This window comes from Mucilaginibacter sp. P1_A3 (genome assembly GCF_056406855.1).
The window spans coordinates 59,459-79,522 of the sequence record NZ_JBFTZJ010000018.1; the positions used below are offsets into that span (position 1 = coordinate 59,459).

12 protein-coding genes are annotated in these 20,064 nt (G+C 41.1%); 10 read left to right on the forward strand and 2 right to left on the reverse strand.

Annotated elements, in window-relative coordinates; genetic code table 11:
* Positions 1–286: 286 nt before the first annotated feature.
* The 3 genes from AC1D0K_RS29530 (at position 287) to AC1D0K_RS29540 (ending at position 6,078) form a co-directional block, all read left to right on the forward strand.
* The gene (locus AC1D0K_RS29530) at positions 287–3,295 is read left to right on the forward strand and encodes a SusC/RagA family TonB-linked outer membrane protein (protein WP_477397519.1); all 3,009 of its coding nucleotides are present in this window, start codon (positions 287–289) and stop codon (positions 3,293–3,295) included.
* Positions 3,296–3,318: 23 nt separating this feature from the next.
* Positions 3,319–4,905 (forward strand): RagB/SusD family nutrient uptake outer membrane protein, encoded by a 1,587-nt coding sequence (locus AC1D0K_RS29535; protein WP_477442139.1) that lies wholly within the window; start codon positions 3,319–3,321, stop codon positions 4,903–4,905.
* Between the two features lie 81 nt (positions 4,906–4,986).
* Complete coding sequence (locus AC1D0K_RS29540; RefSeq protein WP_477442141.1) at positions 4,987–6,078, forward strand: phosphatidylinositol-specific phospholipase C1-like protein; 1,092 nt, start codon at positions 4,987–4,989, stop codon at positions 6,076–6,078.
* A gap of 92 nt (positions 6,079–6,170) precedes the next feature.
* On the opposite strand, the gene AC1D0K_RS29545 is transcribed toward AC1D0K_RS29540, so the two are convergent.
* Both AC1D0K_RS29545 and AC1D0K_RS29550 read right to left on the reverse strand, forming a co-directional pair.
* Complete coding sequence (locus AC1D0K_RS29545; protein WP_477397525.1) at positions 6,171–7,331, reverse strand: trans-sulfuration enzyme family protein; 1,161 nt, start codon at positions 7,329–7,331, stop codon at positions 6,171–6,173.
* Between the two features lie 2 nt (positions 7,332–7,333).
* A complete protein-coding gene (locus tag AC1D0K_RS29550; protein WP_477397527.1) occupies positions 7,334–8,665 on the reverse strand; it encodes an APC family permease in 1,332 nt (443 codons plus the stop codon).
* 353 nt (positions 8,666–9,018) lie between these two features.
* Here AC1D0K_RS29550 and AC1D0K_RS29555 point away from each other — a divergent pair, with 353 nt between their 5' ends.
* The 7 genes from AC1D0K_RS29555 to AC1D0K_RS29585 form a co-directional block, all read left to right on the forward strand.
* A complete protein-coding gene (locus AC1D0K_RS29555) occupies positions 9,019–10,044 on the forward strand; it encodes a LacI family DNA-binding transcriptional regulator (RefSeq protein WP_477397529.1) in 1,026 nt (341 codons plus the stop codon).
* Positions 10,045–10,684: 640 nt separating this feature from the next.
* Positions 10,685–13,939, forward strand: coding sequence for a SusC/RagA family TonB-linked outer membrane protein (locus AC1D0K_RS29560; RefSeq protein WP_477443552.1), 3,255 nt, complete (start codon positions 10,685–10,687; stop codon positions 13,937–13,939).
* A 31-nt stretch (positions 13,940–13,970) separates the two neighbouring features.
* Positions 13,971–15,464 (forward strand): RagB/SusD family nutrient uptake outer membrane protein, encoded by a 1,494-nt coding sequence (locus AC1D0K_RS29565; protein WP_477397533.1) that lies wholly within the window; start codon positions 13,971–13,973, stop codon positions 15,462–15,464.
* Between the two features lie 18 nt (positions 15,465–15,482).
* The gene (locus AC1D0K_RS29570; RefSeq protein WP_477397535.1) at positions 15,483–16,172 is read left to right on the forward strand and encodes a hypothetical protein; all 690 of its coding nucleotides are present in this window, start codon (positions 15,483–15,485) and stop codon (positions 16,170–16,172) included.
* A 23-nt stretch (positions 16,173–16,195) separates the two neighbouring features.
* On the forward strand, positions 16,196–17,164 hold the full coding sequence (locus tag AC1D0K_RS29575) for a DUF5007 domain-containing protein (protein ID WP_295715823.1): 969 nt from the start codon (positions 16,196–16,198) through the stop codon (positions 17,162–17,164).
* A gap of 95 nt (positions 17,165–17,259) precedes the next feature.
* Positions 17,260–17,931 carry a basic secretory protein-like protein gene (locus AC1D0K_RS29580; protein WP_477397537.1) on the forward strand — a complete coding sequence of 224 codons (672 nt, stop codon included), beginning with the start codon at positions 17,260–17,262 and terminating at the stop codon, positions 17,929–17,931.
* A gap of 24 nt (positions 17,932–17,955) precedes the next feature.
* The coding region (locus AC1D0K_RS29585; RefSeq protein WP_477463144.1) for a GH92 family glycosyl hydrolase at positions 17,956–20,064 on the forward strand (2,109 nt) is incomplete at its 3' end.

Here is a 20,064-nt window from a genome sequence, read left to right on the forward strand (position 1 = left end):
TTTAATAATATAAATCCGGAATTGCGGGGTACTTTAAAAATATGTTAATCGTATGTTAATGTATTTTTGCTTGTTGTAAAGTTTTCTTACATATAATTTAATTATTAGCTTTAAGTCCAATTATATCTACCCTAATTATTGATTTTTACTTGCGAATAAGTTAATACACAATTTATTTCCAGCTAACAACATAAGCGTTTTTTTGCACGAAATATCGTTTGCTAACATTCTTTGGCAGGCAGTTTTCTTACATGCAAAAAGGGTTTATAAAAATTAATTGAAACTTATGAAAAAACACTACAGACTTATTTTAAGGTTGTTTTATGATTTTAAGCCAAAAGCAGTTATGCTTTTGCTGTGCATGCTGATTGGTTCGGCAAGTGCATTTGCTTTTCAGCAGGGTAAAACAATAAAAGGAACAGTAACTGATGAAAACAACGCTCCACTGCCCGGTGTAGTGGTAACTGTTAAAAGTTCCGGAAGATCCACAACAACAAATGGCAATGGCGCTTACCAGGTTAACGTAAGCGGAGCTGATGATGTTATAAAGTTCACGTTTTTAGGATCGGTACCTAAAGAAGTAACCGTGGGCACAAAAAATGCTATTAACGTTACCCTGGTAACTGATACCAAGCAATTGAAAGATGTAGTGGTTATTGGTTACGGTACATCAAGCCGTAAAGATGTAACCGGTGCAATTACCTCAGTTAAAGCAGAAGATTTTAACCAGGGCGTATTGACTACTCCTGCCGAACTTTTGCAGGGTAAGGTAGCTGGTTTAAACATCACCAAAAGCGGCGACCCAAACAAACAACCGACCACTATATTAAGAGGTCCTTCAACTTTCCGCACCGGCGCGGCACAACAGCCATTTTATGTAATTGATGGTGTTCCGGGTGCATCTATCGACCTTTTGGCACCTGCCGATATTGAAAGTATTGATGTGTTAAAAGATGCGTCATCAACAGCAATTTACGGTTCACGTGCTGCAAATGGGGTAATTATTGTTACCACACGTAAAGCAAAGGCCGGCCAAACCAGGTTAACCTATAGTGCATACGGCGCTATGGAAAAGGTATCAAAAAACATTGATATGCTTACCGGCGATGAGTTGCGTAAATACCTGGCCGATAATGGCGTAACACCACTAAAACAGCCGTTAGATGATGACGGCTCAAATACCAACTGGCAAAAACTTGCAGAGCGTACAGGCTATTCGCAAAATCACAATCTTTCATATGGTGGCGCGGGTACGAATTCGGAGTATGGTGTAAGCGTAAATTATTTGAAAAATAATGGTATCCTTAAAAATACCAGTTTGGAGCGTACTATTTATAAAGGCTATATCAACCAGCGTTTTTTTGATGACAGGCTTAAGTTAGGCTTAACTTTAACCAACAGTGCAACCAAAAATAACGATATCGTTCAAAGTCAGGTATTGCCGGGTATATTGTTTTACCTGCCTACGGTAAGTCCGTTTAATCCTGATGGAACTTACAAAGAAAACTTTGCCCGTACAGGCAGCGGCACTTTGAACCCGTTATCATTAATCAATAATAACTTTATCAAAACCGACAATAATAAAACCCTCATCAACGGTATTGCCCAGGTCGACATTTTAACTGGCTTAAAGTTTACGCTGACGGGATCGACCCAAAAAGAGCAAAACAATGTAAATACCTACTATAATAGCCAATCGGGCATTGCGGTTGGTGCAAATGGCGTAGCTAACCGTGCCGCTTACACCAATACCAGCAATGTAGTTGAAGCTTATTTTAATTACGATAAGGTTTTTGGTAAGCACTCTATTAAAGCATTGGCCGGTTACTCGTATCAGCAGGATCGTACCAATGACGGCTTTGGTGTACAAACCCAGGGCTTTTCAGATGATAATTTAACGTACAATAATTTGTCGTTCTCAAATCCGACAAACCTGTCGCAAATTATTTTTAACCCGGCCTACATTTCAACTTTAAGATTGATATCATATTACGGTCGTTTAAATTATCAGTATGCTGATAAATACCTGTTGCAGGCCTCGTTAAGAGAGGATGGTTCATCGGCCTTTGGTTTAAACCATCGCCACGGTTATTTCCCCGCGGTTTCTGCCGGATGGAAGATCATCAGCGAAAAGTTTATGGAAAGTATGCCAGTGATTAGTGATCTGAAACTAAGGGCCGGTTATGGTGTATCTGGTAACAGCCTGGGTTTTGATGCCTTTACCGCTAAGTTAATATACGGAACCCCTCCGGGTGGTGGCGGAAAGTTTTTGAGCAATGGGGTTATCACCAACTCTATTGGCCCAGTACGTAATGAGAATACCGACCTTAAGTGGGAAAGTACAGCAACCACCAATATTGGTTTGGATTTCGGTATACTGCAAAACCGCATTACAGGATCTGTTGACTATTATATCAAAACAACATCTGATCTGATCACCGACTATTCGGTATCGTCAACCCAATATCCTTATCCGGTGTTAACAGCTAATGTTGGCAAAATAAAAAATAGTGGTATCGAGGTTGTATTGAATGCCATCCCGGTAAAAACCAACAGCTTTACCTGGCGCACATCGTTCAACGTATCGCACAATAAAAACGAGGTAGTAAGCTTATCAAATAATCAATTTACTATTAACAATATTTTAACCGCGCAATTGGGTGGTAAAGGACAGTCATTCTTAAGTAGTCAGATTATACAACCTGGTTATGCAATTGGTACCTATTACCTGTGGCACTATTTGGGTAAAAATGCAGCGGGTGTAAGTACCTATCAAAAAGCCGATGGTTCAACCACCGCATCGCAGCCGCTTACTACAGATCAGCGTATAACAGGTAGCGCGCAGCCTAAGCTTATTTATGGCTGGAACAACAGTTTCTTTTACAAAAACTTCGATCTTAACTTCCTGTTCCGTGGTGTTTATGGCAGCCAGATCCTGAATGCTACAGCAGCATCTTTAAACAACCCGGCCGATTCCAAATTTCAGAATATCCCGAGATCCACCCTTGGCGAATCATATAAGGATATTAACGCTTACCTGGTATCAGATCGCTATTTAGAGAGCGGCTCATATCTGCGTTTGGATAATGCTACCTTAGGTTATACCATTAAGCCGCATATCCAGGCTATCAAGAGCCTGCGTTTTTACGCATCTGGCAATAACATCTTTATCATAACCAAATACAAAGGTGTTGATCCCGAAATAAATATTGGCGGCTTAACGCCGGGCATCGATAACAAGGATTTTTATCCTAAAACCCGCACGTTCAGTTTCGGTGTAAATGCATCATTTTAAAACATTCAGCTAAAGATATACAGATGAAAAAGATATTAATATTATGTGCCGCAGCAATTGCCATCCTGGGTACATCCTCATGCACAAAGTTAGACGTACCTGTAGAGTCGCAGTACGTAAAATCAAATTTTCCGGTTACCGATGCAGATTACAACGCGCTGCTGGGTACCATTTATTCAAACCTTTCTTCACAATTTGCTGTGCCTTACTGGCGCATGCAGGAGCTATCAACAGACGAGGCAATATTGCCTGCCCGTGATGGTAACTTTGATGATGGCGGCCAGTACAGGCAGCTGCATTACCACAGCTGGACATTTGATCATCCTAACGTAATAGGGATATGGCAGTGGGGTTTTGGTGGTGTTAACACCTGCAATCGCATACTTACCGTTATTAACGCTTCCTCTTCATCGCCAACAAAAAAGGCAGCTTCATCTGCCGAAGTTAAGGCTATGCGTGCTTTATATAATTACTTCATGATGGATTTGTACGGTAACGTGCCTATTATCACTGATTTTCCGGTAACAGTACAGCCTGCAACACAATCACGTGCCAAAGTGTACCAGTACATTGAAAGCGAATTGTTAAGCGCGTTGCCACTACTGCCGGCAAAAACAAGCAGTAATGCAGCTTTGTATTATGGTAGGCCAACCAAAGCGATGGTTTTTGCTTTGTTGGAGAAAATGTATCTTAATGCGCAGGTTTATACCGGTACCGCTAACTATACCGGTGCTGTTGCCATGGCCGATAGTGTTTTAAAGAATACTAACTATAGCCTTGACGTTAAATACCGTGATATATTTTTACCAAATAATGGTCCTCAAATTAACGAAACCATATTTGCTATTCCTTATGATCAGCAAATTCCGGGTAACCAGTTTACCAGGTTTGGTTTCTTTTACTACCTGGTGCAAGCCTATGGGTTTAACGTAGGTTTAAGTATTGCCATGAGTACCACCCCAGAGTTTTATAACAGGTTTAATCTGCCAAATGATGTTCGCTCAAAAACATGGCTGGCCGGACCTCAATTTGCACCAGATGGTGGAGGTGGTTTCACTACACAGCCCGTATATTACCCGGGTACCACAACTCAAATTTATATTGAGCCTAAATTGACCCTGGTACCAGGCAAACCTATGGATTTAGGAAATACAATTGCAAGCCAATCAGAAGGGGTGCGTTCCATGAAATATTATCCGGATCCTACTATTATACAGGCAACCCGCCTAAATGGTAACGATGTGCCTGTATTACGTTTGGCAGATGTGATACTAATGAAAGCTGAAGCTATTTTACGCGGAGCCTCTGCTACCACTGTTAACGGAGAGTTGCAAACCCCTGATGTATTGGTGAATAAGATCCGTACACGTGCAGGTGCCCCTACGGTAGCTGGCATCGATCTTGACGGTTTATTAGATGAGCGCGCGCGCGAATTTTCATGGGAAGCATGGCGTCGTAATGATCTAATTCGTTTTGGTAAATTTGAAGTGGAATATCCATTGCCAAATGATGTGCTGAGTATGAATAAAGATGTTACCCGCAGGTTATACCCTATACCATCAACCGAAATTAAACTTAACCCTAAATTGGTTCAAAATCCTGGGTATTAATTTATAGTTGATATTAATGAGCGCAAAAGGTAAAACTTTTGCGCTTTTTACGTTTTAATTAAATAGTAAAATAAATAAAAAATGAAAATTATTAGCGGCTTACTGATTAGTCTTTTACTTCCTCTTTCGTTTTTAAAAAATGATCAGGAGGATCTCACTATAAATAAGATCCAGGTGATAGGATCACACAACAGTTATAAACGGGCTATTGATCCTAAACTATTCCGTTTTTTGCAAAAGCGCGATTCTGTGGGGATGAGCAAAATTGATTACGACCATATTGGCCTTTCAGATCAGCTTAATTTGGGCTTAAATGCATTGGAAATAGATGTTTATGCCGATGCCAAAGGCGGTAAATATGCACACCCTAAAGGGCTTGACTGGGTACCTGGTCAACCACCTTATGATACACAGGGTGTAATGAAAGAGCCCGGCTTTAAGGTTTTTCATATTCAGGATATTGATTACCGCAGCAACTGTTTAACTTTTAAACTTTGCCTGCAGGAACTGAAAACATGGAGTGATGCACACCCTGATCATAATCTTATTTTTATTACCATGAATGCAAAGGATGAGCGAATGAAGAAACCGGGCTTTACCGTGCCCGAAAAATTCACATCCAAAACGTTTGACCAACTTGACAAGGCTATATTAGATAACCTTGGTAAACAATACTTAATAACACCCGATGATATACGCGGAAAGTATAAAACCCTTGAAACAGCCGTATTGCACAACAACTGGCCAACATTGAAAGCCGCAAAGGGTAAATTTATTTTTATACTCGATGAGAAAGGAGCTAAAAGGGCATCTTACATAGCAGGCCATCCTTCACTTAAAGGACGGGTATTGTTTGCCGACGCGCTTCCGGGAACTCCCGAGGCTGCTATTCATATCATGAACGATGCTAAAAAAGATTTGGCAGCAATAAAAAGGCTGGTAAAAAAAGGCTACATCATCCGTACCCGTGCGGACTCTGATACCGAGGAAGCCCGTAATGATGATAAATCATCTTTCAAAGCTGCCCAGGAATCGGGCGCACAAATTATTAGTACTGATTATTACCAAAAAAGCACTCACTTTAAATCTGATTACATGATCAGCTTTAGCGGAGGAACTTATTTTAAAATAAATCCTCTGTTTAAAAATGCTACTGTGATGGCAACAAAATAATCTGCTTGTTTGCATTCAGCCCACATCTTTTAATGGTATGGGGTCTTTATTAATATAAAACCGGTCCGCACCCTGGGCCGGTTTTATTTATTTTAAACCTTTGCCAATGCTTGTGTTAAATCATCTATCAAATATTGTGGTTCTTCCAATCCAATATACATCCTGATGAGTTGATGGTGATCATCTACAGCACTATAGTCCTGCTCTGCAATTGATGCAATTGCCGGTACCACCAAACTTTCATGGCCTCCCCATGAAACCGCTATGAGGATGTGTTGCAATTGATTACAAAAGGCTTCAATTTTTGCAAAAGAGGAATCTTTTAAAATAAAACTAAATAGGCCGCCGCAACCCTGCATTTGTTCATGAGCAAGTTCTGTTTGATCAAAATCAGCACTAAAGGGCCATAGTACCCTTTGCACAGCTTTATGACTGCTCAGCCATGCGGTAACTATCTTTGTACTTTCAAAACTCCGGTGTAAACGCAAAGGCAATGTTCTTAAACCTCTTAGCAGTAACCATGCAGAGTGAGGAGAAAGGGCAGGGCCAAGGTTCATAAATTCATGATCGAATATTTTTTTGATCATGGCTCTGCTTCCTGTAAGTACGCCGGCTGTGATATCAGAGTGCCCTCCAATGTATTTTGTAGCCGATTGGGCAACAAGGTCGATCCCCATTTTTATAGGTTGTTGGAAGAGCGGCGTACAATAACTATTATCTATCATGGTTATTATCCCGCGCGACTTTGCAAAGGCAGCTACTTTTCTGATGTCCTGCACCTGGTACGTGAAAGTATTGGGGCTTTCTAAATAGATAATACGTGTTTGTGGCAGCACCGCGTTTTCAAAATTGCTAAAATCGGCTCCGTCAATAAATGTGGTGGTGATGTTAAATTTAGATAAAAAATCATTGAACAGTTTTTCTGTCCAGCTGTAAGGATCTTTAACAGCAATAACATGATCGCCGGCTTTAAGCAACGCAAGCATAGATACGCTAATAGCCCCAATTCCACTGTTAAATAATAAAGCGTCTTCGGCTCCATCTAATGCAGCCAGTTTTTTTCTTAAAATAGTAAGTGTAGGGTTTTGCCCGCGTGAATATAAGTTGGCCCCAAATTCATCGGCCATAGCCAGCCTTAAGTCGGTTATCGTTTTAAAGGCAAAATTGCTTGACTGTACAATAGGCGGCGAAACTGCATTGAAATAATTCTCCCGGTCTTCGCCCAGTTCATTTAAAATAAATGAAAGATCCATAATTAAGATGTTGAAATTGGTTTTTGGGTGCGTTTGGTAATAAAATATATAACAAGGCCAGCTGCAAATGCACAAAGGCATATGAGGGCAGCCATGGGGTTTTCAATAAAAATTGATATAGTAACAAACCAATAGCTGGTAATAAAAACAACGGGGATTAAGGGATACCATTTAATGGTATATATTCCTGTTCCGTCGAGATATTTAGTTTTTTTTCTCAAAATAAAAATGGATAAGGCGGCTGTTGAAAGCCCCACTGTATCAAAAAACATCACATAGTTCAGCATTTTCTCAAAGGAGTTTACAAAGAACAATATGATTAATACAGCGGCCACAAAAAAGCTTAATCCAAATTCCTGCACCTGTGTTTTGGGGTTGATATGTTTAAATATCGGGGGGAGTATCCCATCCTCGGCCATGGCATAGTAAACCCTTGGGTTAGCCATGATATTTACGTTAATAAAAGCAAGTACAGAAACAAACATGAGTAGCGATATGATTTTATAACCCATGGCGCCAAAAATAACGCCGGCTAATGTAGCCGCCAATGCCGGCTGGTGCTGCATACCGCCAATTCCTAAAACTGAGTAATAGGCAAAGTTGATGAGCATATACAAACAGATAACGATGATCATTCCCCTGAAAATGGCCTTTGGGATATTAACTTTCGCGTTTATACTGTCGCCTCCAAAATTGATGGTTTGCTGATAGCCGCCATAGGTGAAAAATATAGCTATTAAACTTACGCCAAAGCCGTATATACTGTTATTGCCAATATGTTTAAATGCATGATGCGCTATAGCAGGTGTAGGGCCTTTAAACACGGCAGCACACAAAACAAGTATCATGCTTATTTTAAACAGGGTAAGTACATTTTGAGTTCGGGCACTCATTTTAATCCCCAGCAGATTTATGATATATAAAATAAGTACAGATGAAATGGAAGTGATCTTTATACCCATATCATTTTGTAAATCCTTTGGCATAATGATGGGATTTATATATTCGGCACCGATAAGGGCAACCGCGGCTACAGACGCGGCGTTGCTGATCACCAGGATCCAGTTGATCATGAAAGCAAACGCGGGGTGAAAGCAATAGGAAAAAGCCTTATAAAAGCCACCTGTTGTTGGATACCGGGCACCAATTTCGGCAAAAGTGAGGGCCCCGCATAAACTTATTGCTCCACCAAAAAACCAGGCGCCAAAATATAAAAAAGGATTGCTTAAGCTGATAGCTACTTCGGCAGGGGTAGCAAAAATACCCATGCCAATAACCAAACTAATAACGATCATCGACAGATCAAAACGGTTAAGTTTTGGAATTATGCTCATTTTAATTGAAATGTACCGGCTTTAAATTTTTATCATCATGTAATTTGCAAGGTAAGTTAAGATTTTGATAAATTAATATGTTGTTTAGTAAAAGGTTTTATCATTTAGTAAAATTATTGCTTAACATTTAGTGAAAGCAGGTTAATCATTTGTTATATTTAGCCACAGGGCACTAATTGCGGCTATTATAAACCTTAAAGTTAATTGTAAAGCTTTTTTGAAATGTTAAATATTGTTAACCGGGTTTAAGCCGGGGAAGATAATGGCCTTACTGTACTATTAATTTATAATTTTGGAGGTAAGCAGTATTACCCGCATTTACATACCGCAGGTTACCGGAAACTAAAAATAGCATGATCAACAAAAAAATATCAATCAAGGATATTGCAAAGCTTACCAATACCTCTATAACCACAGTATCGTTTGTTTTAAACGGGAAAGGGCGTATAAGTAAAGAGATAAGTAAAAAGATTTTAGATGTGGCCCATAACAATGGTTATGAGCCCAATAGGATGGCTGTTGGCTTGCGCACAGGTGTATCAAAGGTTATTGGGTTGATAGTGGAGACCATAGGCGGGCCATTTTTTGGCGCGATGGCTAAAGTAATTGAGGAGGAGGCCGAAAAAGCGGGCTATGGAGTCATTTACTGTAGTACCAACAATAATATTCAAAAGGGGAGAGATGTGATCAAAATGCTATCTCAGCAACTGGTTGATGGATACATTATAACCCCCATAAAGGGTTTGGAGAAAGAAATACAAAACCTGGTGACAAATGAAAAAGCTGTGGTATTGATAGACGGCTATTTTCCTGATCTCGATATTCCGCATGTGTTGGTTGATAATTACAATAGTTCTTATTATGCTATTCAGTTCCTTATCAACTCCGGCTATCGTAATATTGGTTTTGTAACGGCTGATTTGGAGCTAATTCAGCTGCAGGATAGGTTGCAGGGATATAAGGATGCATTGAAGGCTGGCGATATAAAGGAAGATAAAAAGCTGATTTTTAAGGTGCCCTTTGATATTGATAAAACGGAGGCTGTAAATGCTATAAAAACATTTATAAAACAGCACAAACAAATGGATGCGGTATTTTTTACGACCAACTATTTGGGCACCATGGGGCTGCAAAGTATCAATGAGCTCAAATTAAATATACCCGCCGATCTGGCTGTTATCAGCTTTGATGATAATGAGATATTTGAGTTGTACCCGCCGGGTATTACTACAGTTAAACAACCAACTTACGAGATAGCTAAGTCGGCAATAGATGTATTGCTGTCGCAAATGAGCAACGAAAAGTACGATATCTCCAAAATTAAACTTCAAATACCAGCAACGCTTGTTGAGCGGGGGTCTACGGTAGTGGTAAAATAGTTTTTTTACCTGTGATAATCATTTATGGCAATAAATAGCTGTTTCAGACGCTCCTATTTATTGCTATTTCTGTTTCTGCGCATAATTTGAACAAGAAAACTGAATTATTTTAATCATTTTAGTTTTAATGTGTTGTTTTTATTGCCATTATATCAAAAATTAATGTTTTTAAATAAAAAATGCGATTAAGTTTTGGTAAAACATTTTACTATATTATATTTGGATTATTCTATTGTTAACTACGTGTGATTATATTGATAAAACGATTTATCTTGAAGGGTTTATCTCTTGATAGAACAGGTAGTTTTAAAAACTAACAATGATCGTTTCTTAACGATTTGAAATAAATATTTGTTCTTTCGGAAAATTGAGCTTTCATTTCCAGTCAGAGTGCATTATTGGATGCACCGGTTTTAAATTTCTTTTGTGTTTGCCTGGATGACAGCTTTTTTATGCACAAATTGATAAAACGTTTTACCTAAATTGATATATAAATTAATAACCAAAACCAACTGGATGGATAGAAAAACAACTAAAACTTAAAGCAAATAACAGCGCCGCTGTTCAAACCCCTATTACAGTATCGATATGGCATTGCTTCATATCAACAATCATTAACTGCTCATTTTATTAATTAATTATGATTAAATTTTTTTACAAAAAAAAGATCTTTTATTACGCGTGCATAATTCCAATACTACTTGTTTTGGGAGTATCTGCCACGCACGCCCAAACTACCCCGGCTACGGGTACCCAGGTTACAGTTTCGGGTATTGTTAAGGACGCCAGCGGTCCCTTACCTGGTGCTTCTGTTTTATTGGCAGGTTCAACATCAGGTATCTCTACAAATGTTTCGGGTGCGTTTACAATTAAAGTTGAAATAGGTAAGTCAATTTCCGTAAGGATGATTGGTTACCTGCCAGAAACTATTAAAATAACCGGAGCTAAATCAGACCTGGTTGTCGTTCTTAAAACAGATCAGCAAGCATTAAAAGATGTAGTTGTAATTGGCTACCAATCTGTAGCACGCAAAACCATCAGTGCTGCTGTTACATCTATTAATCCTAAGGCTATAGCTGATATCCCTGCGCCAACATTGGATGCGCTATTACAGGGACGTGTTGCTGGTTTAAATGTTCAGAATTTTTCTGGCGAGCCTGGTGTACGCAGTAACGTAGTTTTGAGGGGTAACACCGCGGTTAGCCGTAATATTGATAACAATACCGGTACCACATCAGGAAAGCAAAGCCTTGCCAGAGCTCTTTCTGGTCCATTATACGTAATTGACGGAGTTACGCAAAGCACCGAAGATATAGCCGCCATTAATTATGGTAGCGGAACCAGTACCGATGCGCTTGCGGGTATCCCTATCAGCGATATCGAAAGCATCGATGTATTAAAGGATGCATCTGCGTCTGCAGTATACGGATCACGTGGCGCCAACGGTGTAATCCTCATCACCTTGAAAAAAGGTGTAGCCGGTAAACCAAGGATCACTTTTTCAACCTATCACGGTATAACGGATAAACCTAACTTGGATAAGGTACTTACAGGTGCTGCCGAGACAAGGGCGAAACTTGCGTTGATACAGCATTATGGCAACTATCAAAACTTGCAAAGTATCCCACAGATTTTGACCGATACCCTAAATCCTGCATTTAATAACGCCAACGATTACAGGGGGCAATTGTACCAAACAGGGCAGGTTGATAACTACCAGCTATCTATGACTGGTGGTAACGATGTAGTAACCTACCGTTACGGCTTAAACTATTACAATGAAGCTGGTATCATCAAAAAAACAGGGTTGCAACGTTATTCATTTAACAGTACAGTGGGTGTCGCGCTCTCTCCAAAATTGAAGATCAGCACCCAGATCAGGTTTTACAGGGTTGATCGCCCAACTTCATTGAGCGATGTGAGCGGTAACGTAAATCCGTTTACAGGTGGTTATTATGCAAATAGCCCGCTACCTCCTTCAAACTTATATCTATCACAGGATAATAAGGATTTTCTGTTTGGCAGCTCCAACCCATCAACAGATGCTAATACCAATAACAGTATTACCATAAGCCCAACTATCGACTGGAAAATATCTGATCACTGGTTATTTAATACTGTAATATCCTATGAAAGTGCAGGCAGCCGCAGGGATACCTATACTCCCGGCAGTGTCAGGTTAAGTGGTACAGGATATGCATCAAGCTTTGTAGATAACTCTGCCAACTATTTAATGAGTAATAGTTTGCAATACAGTACAACATTAAATAATGTACACCATATAAACGTGTTGATTGGTCAAAATACCGAGTACCATAACTACAGGGCAACTGATGCGGAAGCGGATGGGATCCCTAATGATCAAATCTCGATTGTAAAAGTGCTAAACAAAGCCAGCTCAACAGCTTACTCAGATTTAATTGAAAGTGGTATTCAAACCGGTTTTTTAAGGTTGAACTATGATTATAAGGGCCGCTATTTATTATCAGGCGTATTTAATGCCGATGCATCTTCAAAATTTGGCGCGGGTAACAGGGTAGGTTATTTCCCTTCAGTATCTGCAGGCTGGATAGTAAGCGACGAGCCTTTTATGAGAGGTACCGAAAATTGGCTAAGCATGTTTAAAATTCGTGGTAGCTACGGTATTACCGGAAGGCAGCCTGATGGTGGCGATAATTATTTATCATACAATACCTATGCTATAGGCGCAGGTGGTTTCTCTGGTAGCAGCAGCCCGCAAACAGGCCAAAACCTTTCTTATACTTATAATGGCGTTGCGGCTATATCTCCTAATTTTAACGGAGGATTAAGCAATAAAAACCTTACTTGGGAGCATTCAAAACAATTTAACCTTGGGGTTGATTTGGCTTTTCTCGACAATAGGTTCAGCTTTACGGCAGATGCCTACGTGAAAAATACCAGCAAGGGTATCTTCTCGCTTCAATTGCCGGTGAGCACGGGTTATACTACTATTGTAACCAACTCTATCGGTACACAAAACAGGGGCCTTGAGGCATCATTCATAGCCCGTTATTTTGCTCCTAAAAGTGCTTTTCAATGGGAAACCAGCTTTAATATTGCCTATAACCAAAATGAAATTACCGCGTTACCCAATGGCGGCCGCGATATTTATTTAGATAAGTATGTTTTAAGACAAGGACAGCCTATAAACGAATATAATCTGTTTAAACAAACAGGTATTTACAAAACGGATAAAGATGTTCCTATTAATCCGGTAACAGGTCAACCTTTAAATTTTTATGGTTATCCGTTTAAAGGCGGTGACCCAATATGGAAAGATTCAAATGGCGATGGTACGCTCGATCAAACAGATTATGTACCTGCGGGTAATCCAAATCCTAAATTTACCGGTGGATTTGTTAACACATTTAGCTTAAAAAGCTGGACATTATCTGTATTCAGTACATTCACTTTAGGTCGCGATATCTACAACGATTACCTGGTAGGTAAGTTATCGCATCTGGTTCCCAATGATGATGGCGATCCTGATCCATATCATGACATAACACATAATGCTTTCCCTGATCTTTCTGGCATCAATTACTGGAAAAACCCTGGTGATGTAGCGCAATACCCGTCTTTAAGTTCGGTAAGCGGAACGCATTATAAATACGCGGCTGTAAGTTCTGCCTGGGTTGAAAATGGCGATTATCTGCGTGTAAAAACTGTATCCCTTTCTTATGGATTTAAAGAAGGTATTTTAAGAAAACTGCATGTAAGTCATTTAAGGGTATATGGAATGGTTGATAACCTGCACATTTTCCAAAAATCAAACGTGCCGGATGCTGAAGAAGTTGACGCTTTTGGTGTGTATAATGGCAGCGGATACCCAATCCCTAAAAAGTTTACACTTGGCCTGGATATAACCCTTTAACATTTTATACATGTTGATAATAAGAAAAGAAATGAAAAAGAACATATTAAAATATACCGCCGGGTTACTATTGGTAACTGGTTTAATAAGTGTTACTTCCTGTAAAAAGATACTTGACGTTGAGCCGCATAACTCCACTTTTACAAATGCGTATTTTCAAAATGGTACTGATGCCAATACGGCAATTGCTGGGTCATACGCGTTGTTGCGGTCGGTATTAACCAATAACTACTCATTCCATGTTTACGGCGATGCGCCTGCAGGCGAGTTTAGTATTAATTCTGGACAGGATGATGGAAACTATAACATTAGTAATGGCGAATTTACAGGGCTAAATGTTGGTTCTGGTAACTGGAACTGGTTAAACTATTACCAGCTGTTACAGCAAATAAACCTGGTAATTAACAAGGTGCCTAATATTCCTATCAACACCTTTGCCAATCAGGACGAAAAGAAACAGATCATAGGCGAAGCTTATTTTCTGCGTGCGTTTACTTACTTTTATATGAGTAGGGTATGGGGCGCGGTACCTTTGAAGTTAGAACCTGATTTGGATGTTAGTCAGGCCAAAAATATACCCCGCACCCCGGCGGCCGATGTACTTAAACAATGCCTTGCCGATTTAAAAACTGCCGAAGCTAACCTTGTATTTGGTTACAGCGATGAAAATCAGCGTGCGGTAAGGGCAAACAAAGGCAGCGCTCTTGCTTTGGAAGCACACATTAAAGCATGGATGCATGACTATAGCGGATGTGAGCAGGCCGCAGCACAGGTAATTAATAGCGGTGGTTATCATTTAGTTAGTGATACTTCACAGTTTAGTAAGGTGTTTATTGGTAAATCTGTTGAAGGTATCTTCGAGATCAACATCAGCTATGGCCAAAACGAAGGCGGCTCACTTAATAATCCATATGGAGGGCTTTATGCTCCAACTATTGCATACCCGTTTGTAGCTACCAAGTCAAGTTTACAGTGGCCGGTTAATACAACCTATGTAAATAAGTTATTCCCGGATACAACCGACCTGAGATACCGGAAATACTTTTTCCAGGCTCAAGGTTCAAACGGGCAAACCATCAAATACTCAAACATTACTTATGCCGATGGTTCTGCCAAGAACGATCCAAGGTTATCTAATAATATCATCATCTTCCGCCTGGCAGATATTATATTGCTTAGAGCTGAGGCGCTGAATCATTTAGGGCGCGATGGAGAGGCAGTAACGTTACTCAACACTATCCGTCAAAGGGCTGGTATTGATAATTATTCGGGTACAGGCGATGATCTTAATCGCACTATCCTGGAAGAGCGCCTGCGTGAGCTGTTTTATGAGGGCCAGTCTTTTTATGACCTGGTGCGTACTAAACAAATCAGCAATCCAACCTCAAGTTTTATAGGAGATTATAACGAGCGATTTGATGATGTCAGGATCAACGCGGGCGGTAACTTATGGCCAATTGACCCGGGTATGTTCAAAGATGATTTTGTATTAACGCAAACACCTTACTGGCAAGGGAAATTATAACTATTTAAATAGCATAAAATGAAAACATTAAAAATATTTATACTCACCTTATTTGCGGCAACCGCGCTGTTCTCTTGTAAAAAGGACTATGTTATTGGCGGTACCCCCTTTAATGCTAAGGTGAACATGACTACCTATGATTATTTGAAAACTAATCACGCGTTTGATACCCTGGTGCTTATGATCAATAAAATGCAGCTAAAGGATGAGGTAAACACCAGCGGAACATTTTTCGCGATGACAAATTACTCTATCCACAACTATGTATTGTCTAAGCAAGCTCAGCTGCGTATTACCCAAAACGATGAAAATTTGGTTTACAAGTTTGATGACATTGATTTTGTTGCGCTGAAGGACTCTTTAAAATCATACATGTTTAAAGATAAGTATAGCAGGGATAATCTTACCCAAAAGGGAGTATACGTGCAATCAAAAGATGGCGAAAGGCGCCTGATGCAGTTATTACCAACAACTGATTATACCAGTGGCATTTTTACAACAAACCCGCAGTATATATTCTTTACCAAAGTTGTTCCATTGGTACCCGGTGGTTCGGTACCCACAACTATTGATGGTATAGCGGCGCTGGATAGCCGGCAGTTTCTTTATACACTTTGCCAAACTACCGGTATAATTACCACAACGGGCGTATTGCATGTACTAAGCAATAACCACACATTCACCTATTTTGGTAACATTTCAAATTAATAAACTTTTTAGATAATAAGAAAATGAAAAAAAGTTATAAAATCTTGGCCGTCGCCATAATAGCGACAAGTGTTGTGGCCTGCGTTAAGGCACCTCATGGTTTTTTAAGCGGACAGATCCGTTATCGCGATAGCCCGATACAGGTTCAAAGAGGAAATATTGTGCAAACATCTGCGGTTGATAACGATGGCTCAAGCGCGCCGGTAACTTATAGGTTATTGGATATAAGAGATGCTGTTACTCATAAACATGCAGATTCACTGTATAAAAATCGCGACAGATATGTATATATAGAGCAATTTGACCCAAATGTAGATACCACGGTAGCTTTACTAAATAGCCGCCGTAAAATTGTTAGCTCACCAACTTTCGAGTTTAACGAACATACCGGTGGGTTTACCTTTTTCGGTACTACCGCTAACGCGCCTGCGGGATCATATGAATTTGATATCGCTGCAACTAATGAGAACGGTACAAAGAATATTAAAAACGTGGCCACTTTTAATTTGTACGATGGCCCCGTTGCCGATATTGATCAGGGAGGAAGTGCATGGTTTGCCGACGGCACAACCACCAACGGAGATCTTGGCCAGCCGAGTGTTACGGTAACAAAATTATCGCCCAAAGGCACATTGGCTATCTTAAAGATAGTTGATAAAAATGGAGTGCCGTTTAACCCTAAAAAGAACGAATACATTAAACGTGGTGATAGAAGTGATTTTACAACCTTTGCAAAGTTTCACCCGGTTATAGTTTCTGATACATCTTTAACTTGTAATTTTGAGGTTATTCCTTTTCCATACCAGGGAGCGGCGCAGGGATTTTTAATGTATTACCGTATCCCCGGGCAATTTGTAAAGATCGATCCGGGTTTTACGCCAACTTCAGGTAGGAATTATAGCTACAACCCAAGGTTTTCTGTAAGGGTTTCGCAGGAAGGTACTTATTTAATCACGGTTAAATTAAAACACGCTACCCGCGATCCTATTTAAAAACAATACCACAACAATAATCCCGGTACAATCCTGTTAACTTGATTGTGCCGGGTATTTTCAACCTTGAATAATATAAAACAATACATAAAATAATGAAGAGAATATTTTTTTTGAACGTAATTGGGGTTTTTGCATTTTGTGCTGCCGGTCATGCCCAATCAACCGAGGTAATTAATAAAAACGGATACAAGCTAACGGTTATAAACCAGGATGCGGCTTTTGATAAAGCGGAGATAGCTAAACTTGAAGAAACCTTTTTTGAAGTATATCCAAAGCTTGAGAAAGAGTACAATAAAAAAGTTACTAAAAACGTAACCTTTGTTATTGATACTGCCTATGATGGCGTAGCTGCAACAGCAAACGCACGTGTAGTATTCAGTTCAAAATATATGACCAAACACCCTAAAGATATTGACGTGGTTACCCACGAGGTGATGCACATTGTACAGGATTACGGTGATAGCGCTGGTCCGGGATGGTTAACCGAGGGCATTGCTGATTACGCCCGTAATAAATTTGGTGTTGATAATGCAGGTGCGCACTGGGCATTGCCTGAATTTAAATCTACGCAAAATTATGATAACGCTTACCGGGTTACCGCCCGTTTTTTGGTTTGGACTGAAAAAAATTACAAAGCAGGTGTGGTAAAAACTTTCGATAAACAATTACGCGACCACACCTTTACAGATGATAGCTGGAAAAAAGAAACCGGCAAAACACTTGACGAACTTTGGGCGGCTTATGCTGCCAATCCAGCTATATAACATTTAGCTCTCTTTACAGATAAAATGAAGAAATTTCTTTTTGCATTACTTTTAAGTCCGGCAATTTCCCTGCAGGCGCAAACCCACCCCTTCGAAAACTTAGTTCAGTATGTACGTCCGATCATTGGCACGCAGCGAATGGGGCACGTATACCCGGGCGCGACAGTACCCTTCGGGATGGTACAACTGAGTCCCGAAACCGATACGGCAGGCTACGAGCTGAACGGCAAATACAACCCCGATGTATACAAATACTGCGCAGGCTACCAGTACGATGATAAAACGATCGTAGGCTTCAGCCATACCCATTTTAGCGGCACCGGCCACTCCGACCTGGGCGACTTTTTAATCATGCCGACCGTAGGGCAATTAAAACTCAACCCCGGCACAGCCGATAAACCGGGCAGCGGCTACCGCTCCGGCTTTTCGCACCAGAACGAAGTAAGCCAGGCCAATTACTATAAAGTAAAGCTGGATGAAAGCAATATCACCGCTGAGATGACCACCACGGCCCGGGTAGGCTTTCACCAATATACCTTTCCCAAATCCGACCAGTCGCATATCGTCCTGGACCTGATGGCGGGCATCTATAATTACCCCGATAAAAACGTGTGGACGTATCTGCGGGTACTGAACGACAGCACGGTGATGGGCTACCGCCAAACCAATGGCTGGGCCCGCACCCGCACCCTGTACTTCGCGATGAGCTTTAACAAAGCCTTTTTTAAACACGGCTACAAAAAATACGATAAACGGGAAGTGTACGGCGGTTTCTGGGGTAAGTTCAACCAAACCAAAAACTTCCCCGAGATAGCCGGCAAACAACTCCGGGCTTACTTCGATTTCAAAACCGAAGCCGGGGAAAAAATCAAAATCAAGTTCGCGCTGTCGCCGGTAAGCATGGCCGGCGCGCTGAACAACATGCAGACCGAAATCCCGGGCTGGGACTTTGAGCAGGTAAAGGCGGAGGGTCAGCAGCTTTGGGAAACCGAACTGCATAAAATTGAGATCCAGGGTAACCGGGAGATCAAAGAAAACTTTTATACCTCCATGTACCATACCATGATCAACCCGACCATGTATATGGATGCCGACGGGCAGTACAAAGGCATAGACCAGAACATACACAAAGCCGAAGGCTTTACCAACTATACCACTTTTTCGCTTTGGGATACCTACCGGGCCCTGCACCCGCTGTTCAACATCATTGAACCCCAGCGGAATGCCGATATGATCCAAAGCATGCTGGCGCACTATGATCAGAGCCCGGAACATATGCTGCCCATCTGGTCCAACTCGGGTAACGAGAACTGGTGTATGAGCGGCTACCATAGCGTGGCGGTCATCGCCGACGCGGTGGTCAAGGGCAATGTGCATTTCGATGCGAACAAGGCCCTGGATGCCTGCGTGGCTACAGCCAAACACCGGGACTATGAAGGCATCGGCGAGTACATGGATAAAGGCTATATCCCCGACGAAAAAAGCGGGGTATCGGTATCCTCCACCCTGGAATATGCCTTTGACGACTGGGCCATCGCCCAGCTGGCCAAAAAATTGAACCGGATGGAGATCTACAATGAATTTATCAAACGCTCGGAAAACTACAAGAACGTATACGATAAAGCCGCGGGCTTCATGCGTCCCAAACTCAGTAACGGCACTTTCCGGAAAACGTTCGATCCGCTGAGCACGATCAATGAAGGCTTCATCGAGGGTAACAGCTGGAACTATACGCTTTTTGCCCCGCAGGACCCCAAAGCATTGATTGAGTTAATGGGCGGCAACAAAAGATTCACCACCTACCTGGATTCCCTGTTCACGATGAACCTGCCGGATAAATACTTCGCCGAGACAGAAGACATCACCCGGGATGGCATCATTGGTAACTATGTACATGGCAACGAACCATCGCACCATGTAGCCTATTTGTATAACTGGACCCACGAACCCTGGAAAACCCAGGAACGGATCAGGATGATCCTGCCAAGGATGTACAAACCCACCCCGGACGGACTGGGCGGGAATGACGACACCGGGCAGATGAGCGCCTGGTATATCTTCAGCACACTGGGCTTTTACCCGGTAGCCCCAGGTTCAGACCAATACTCCACGGGCAGCCCGGCGGTAAACGGC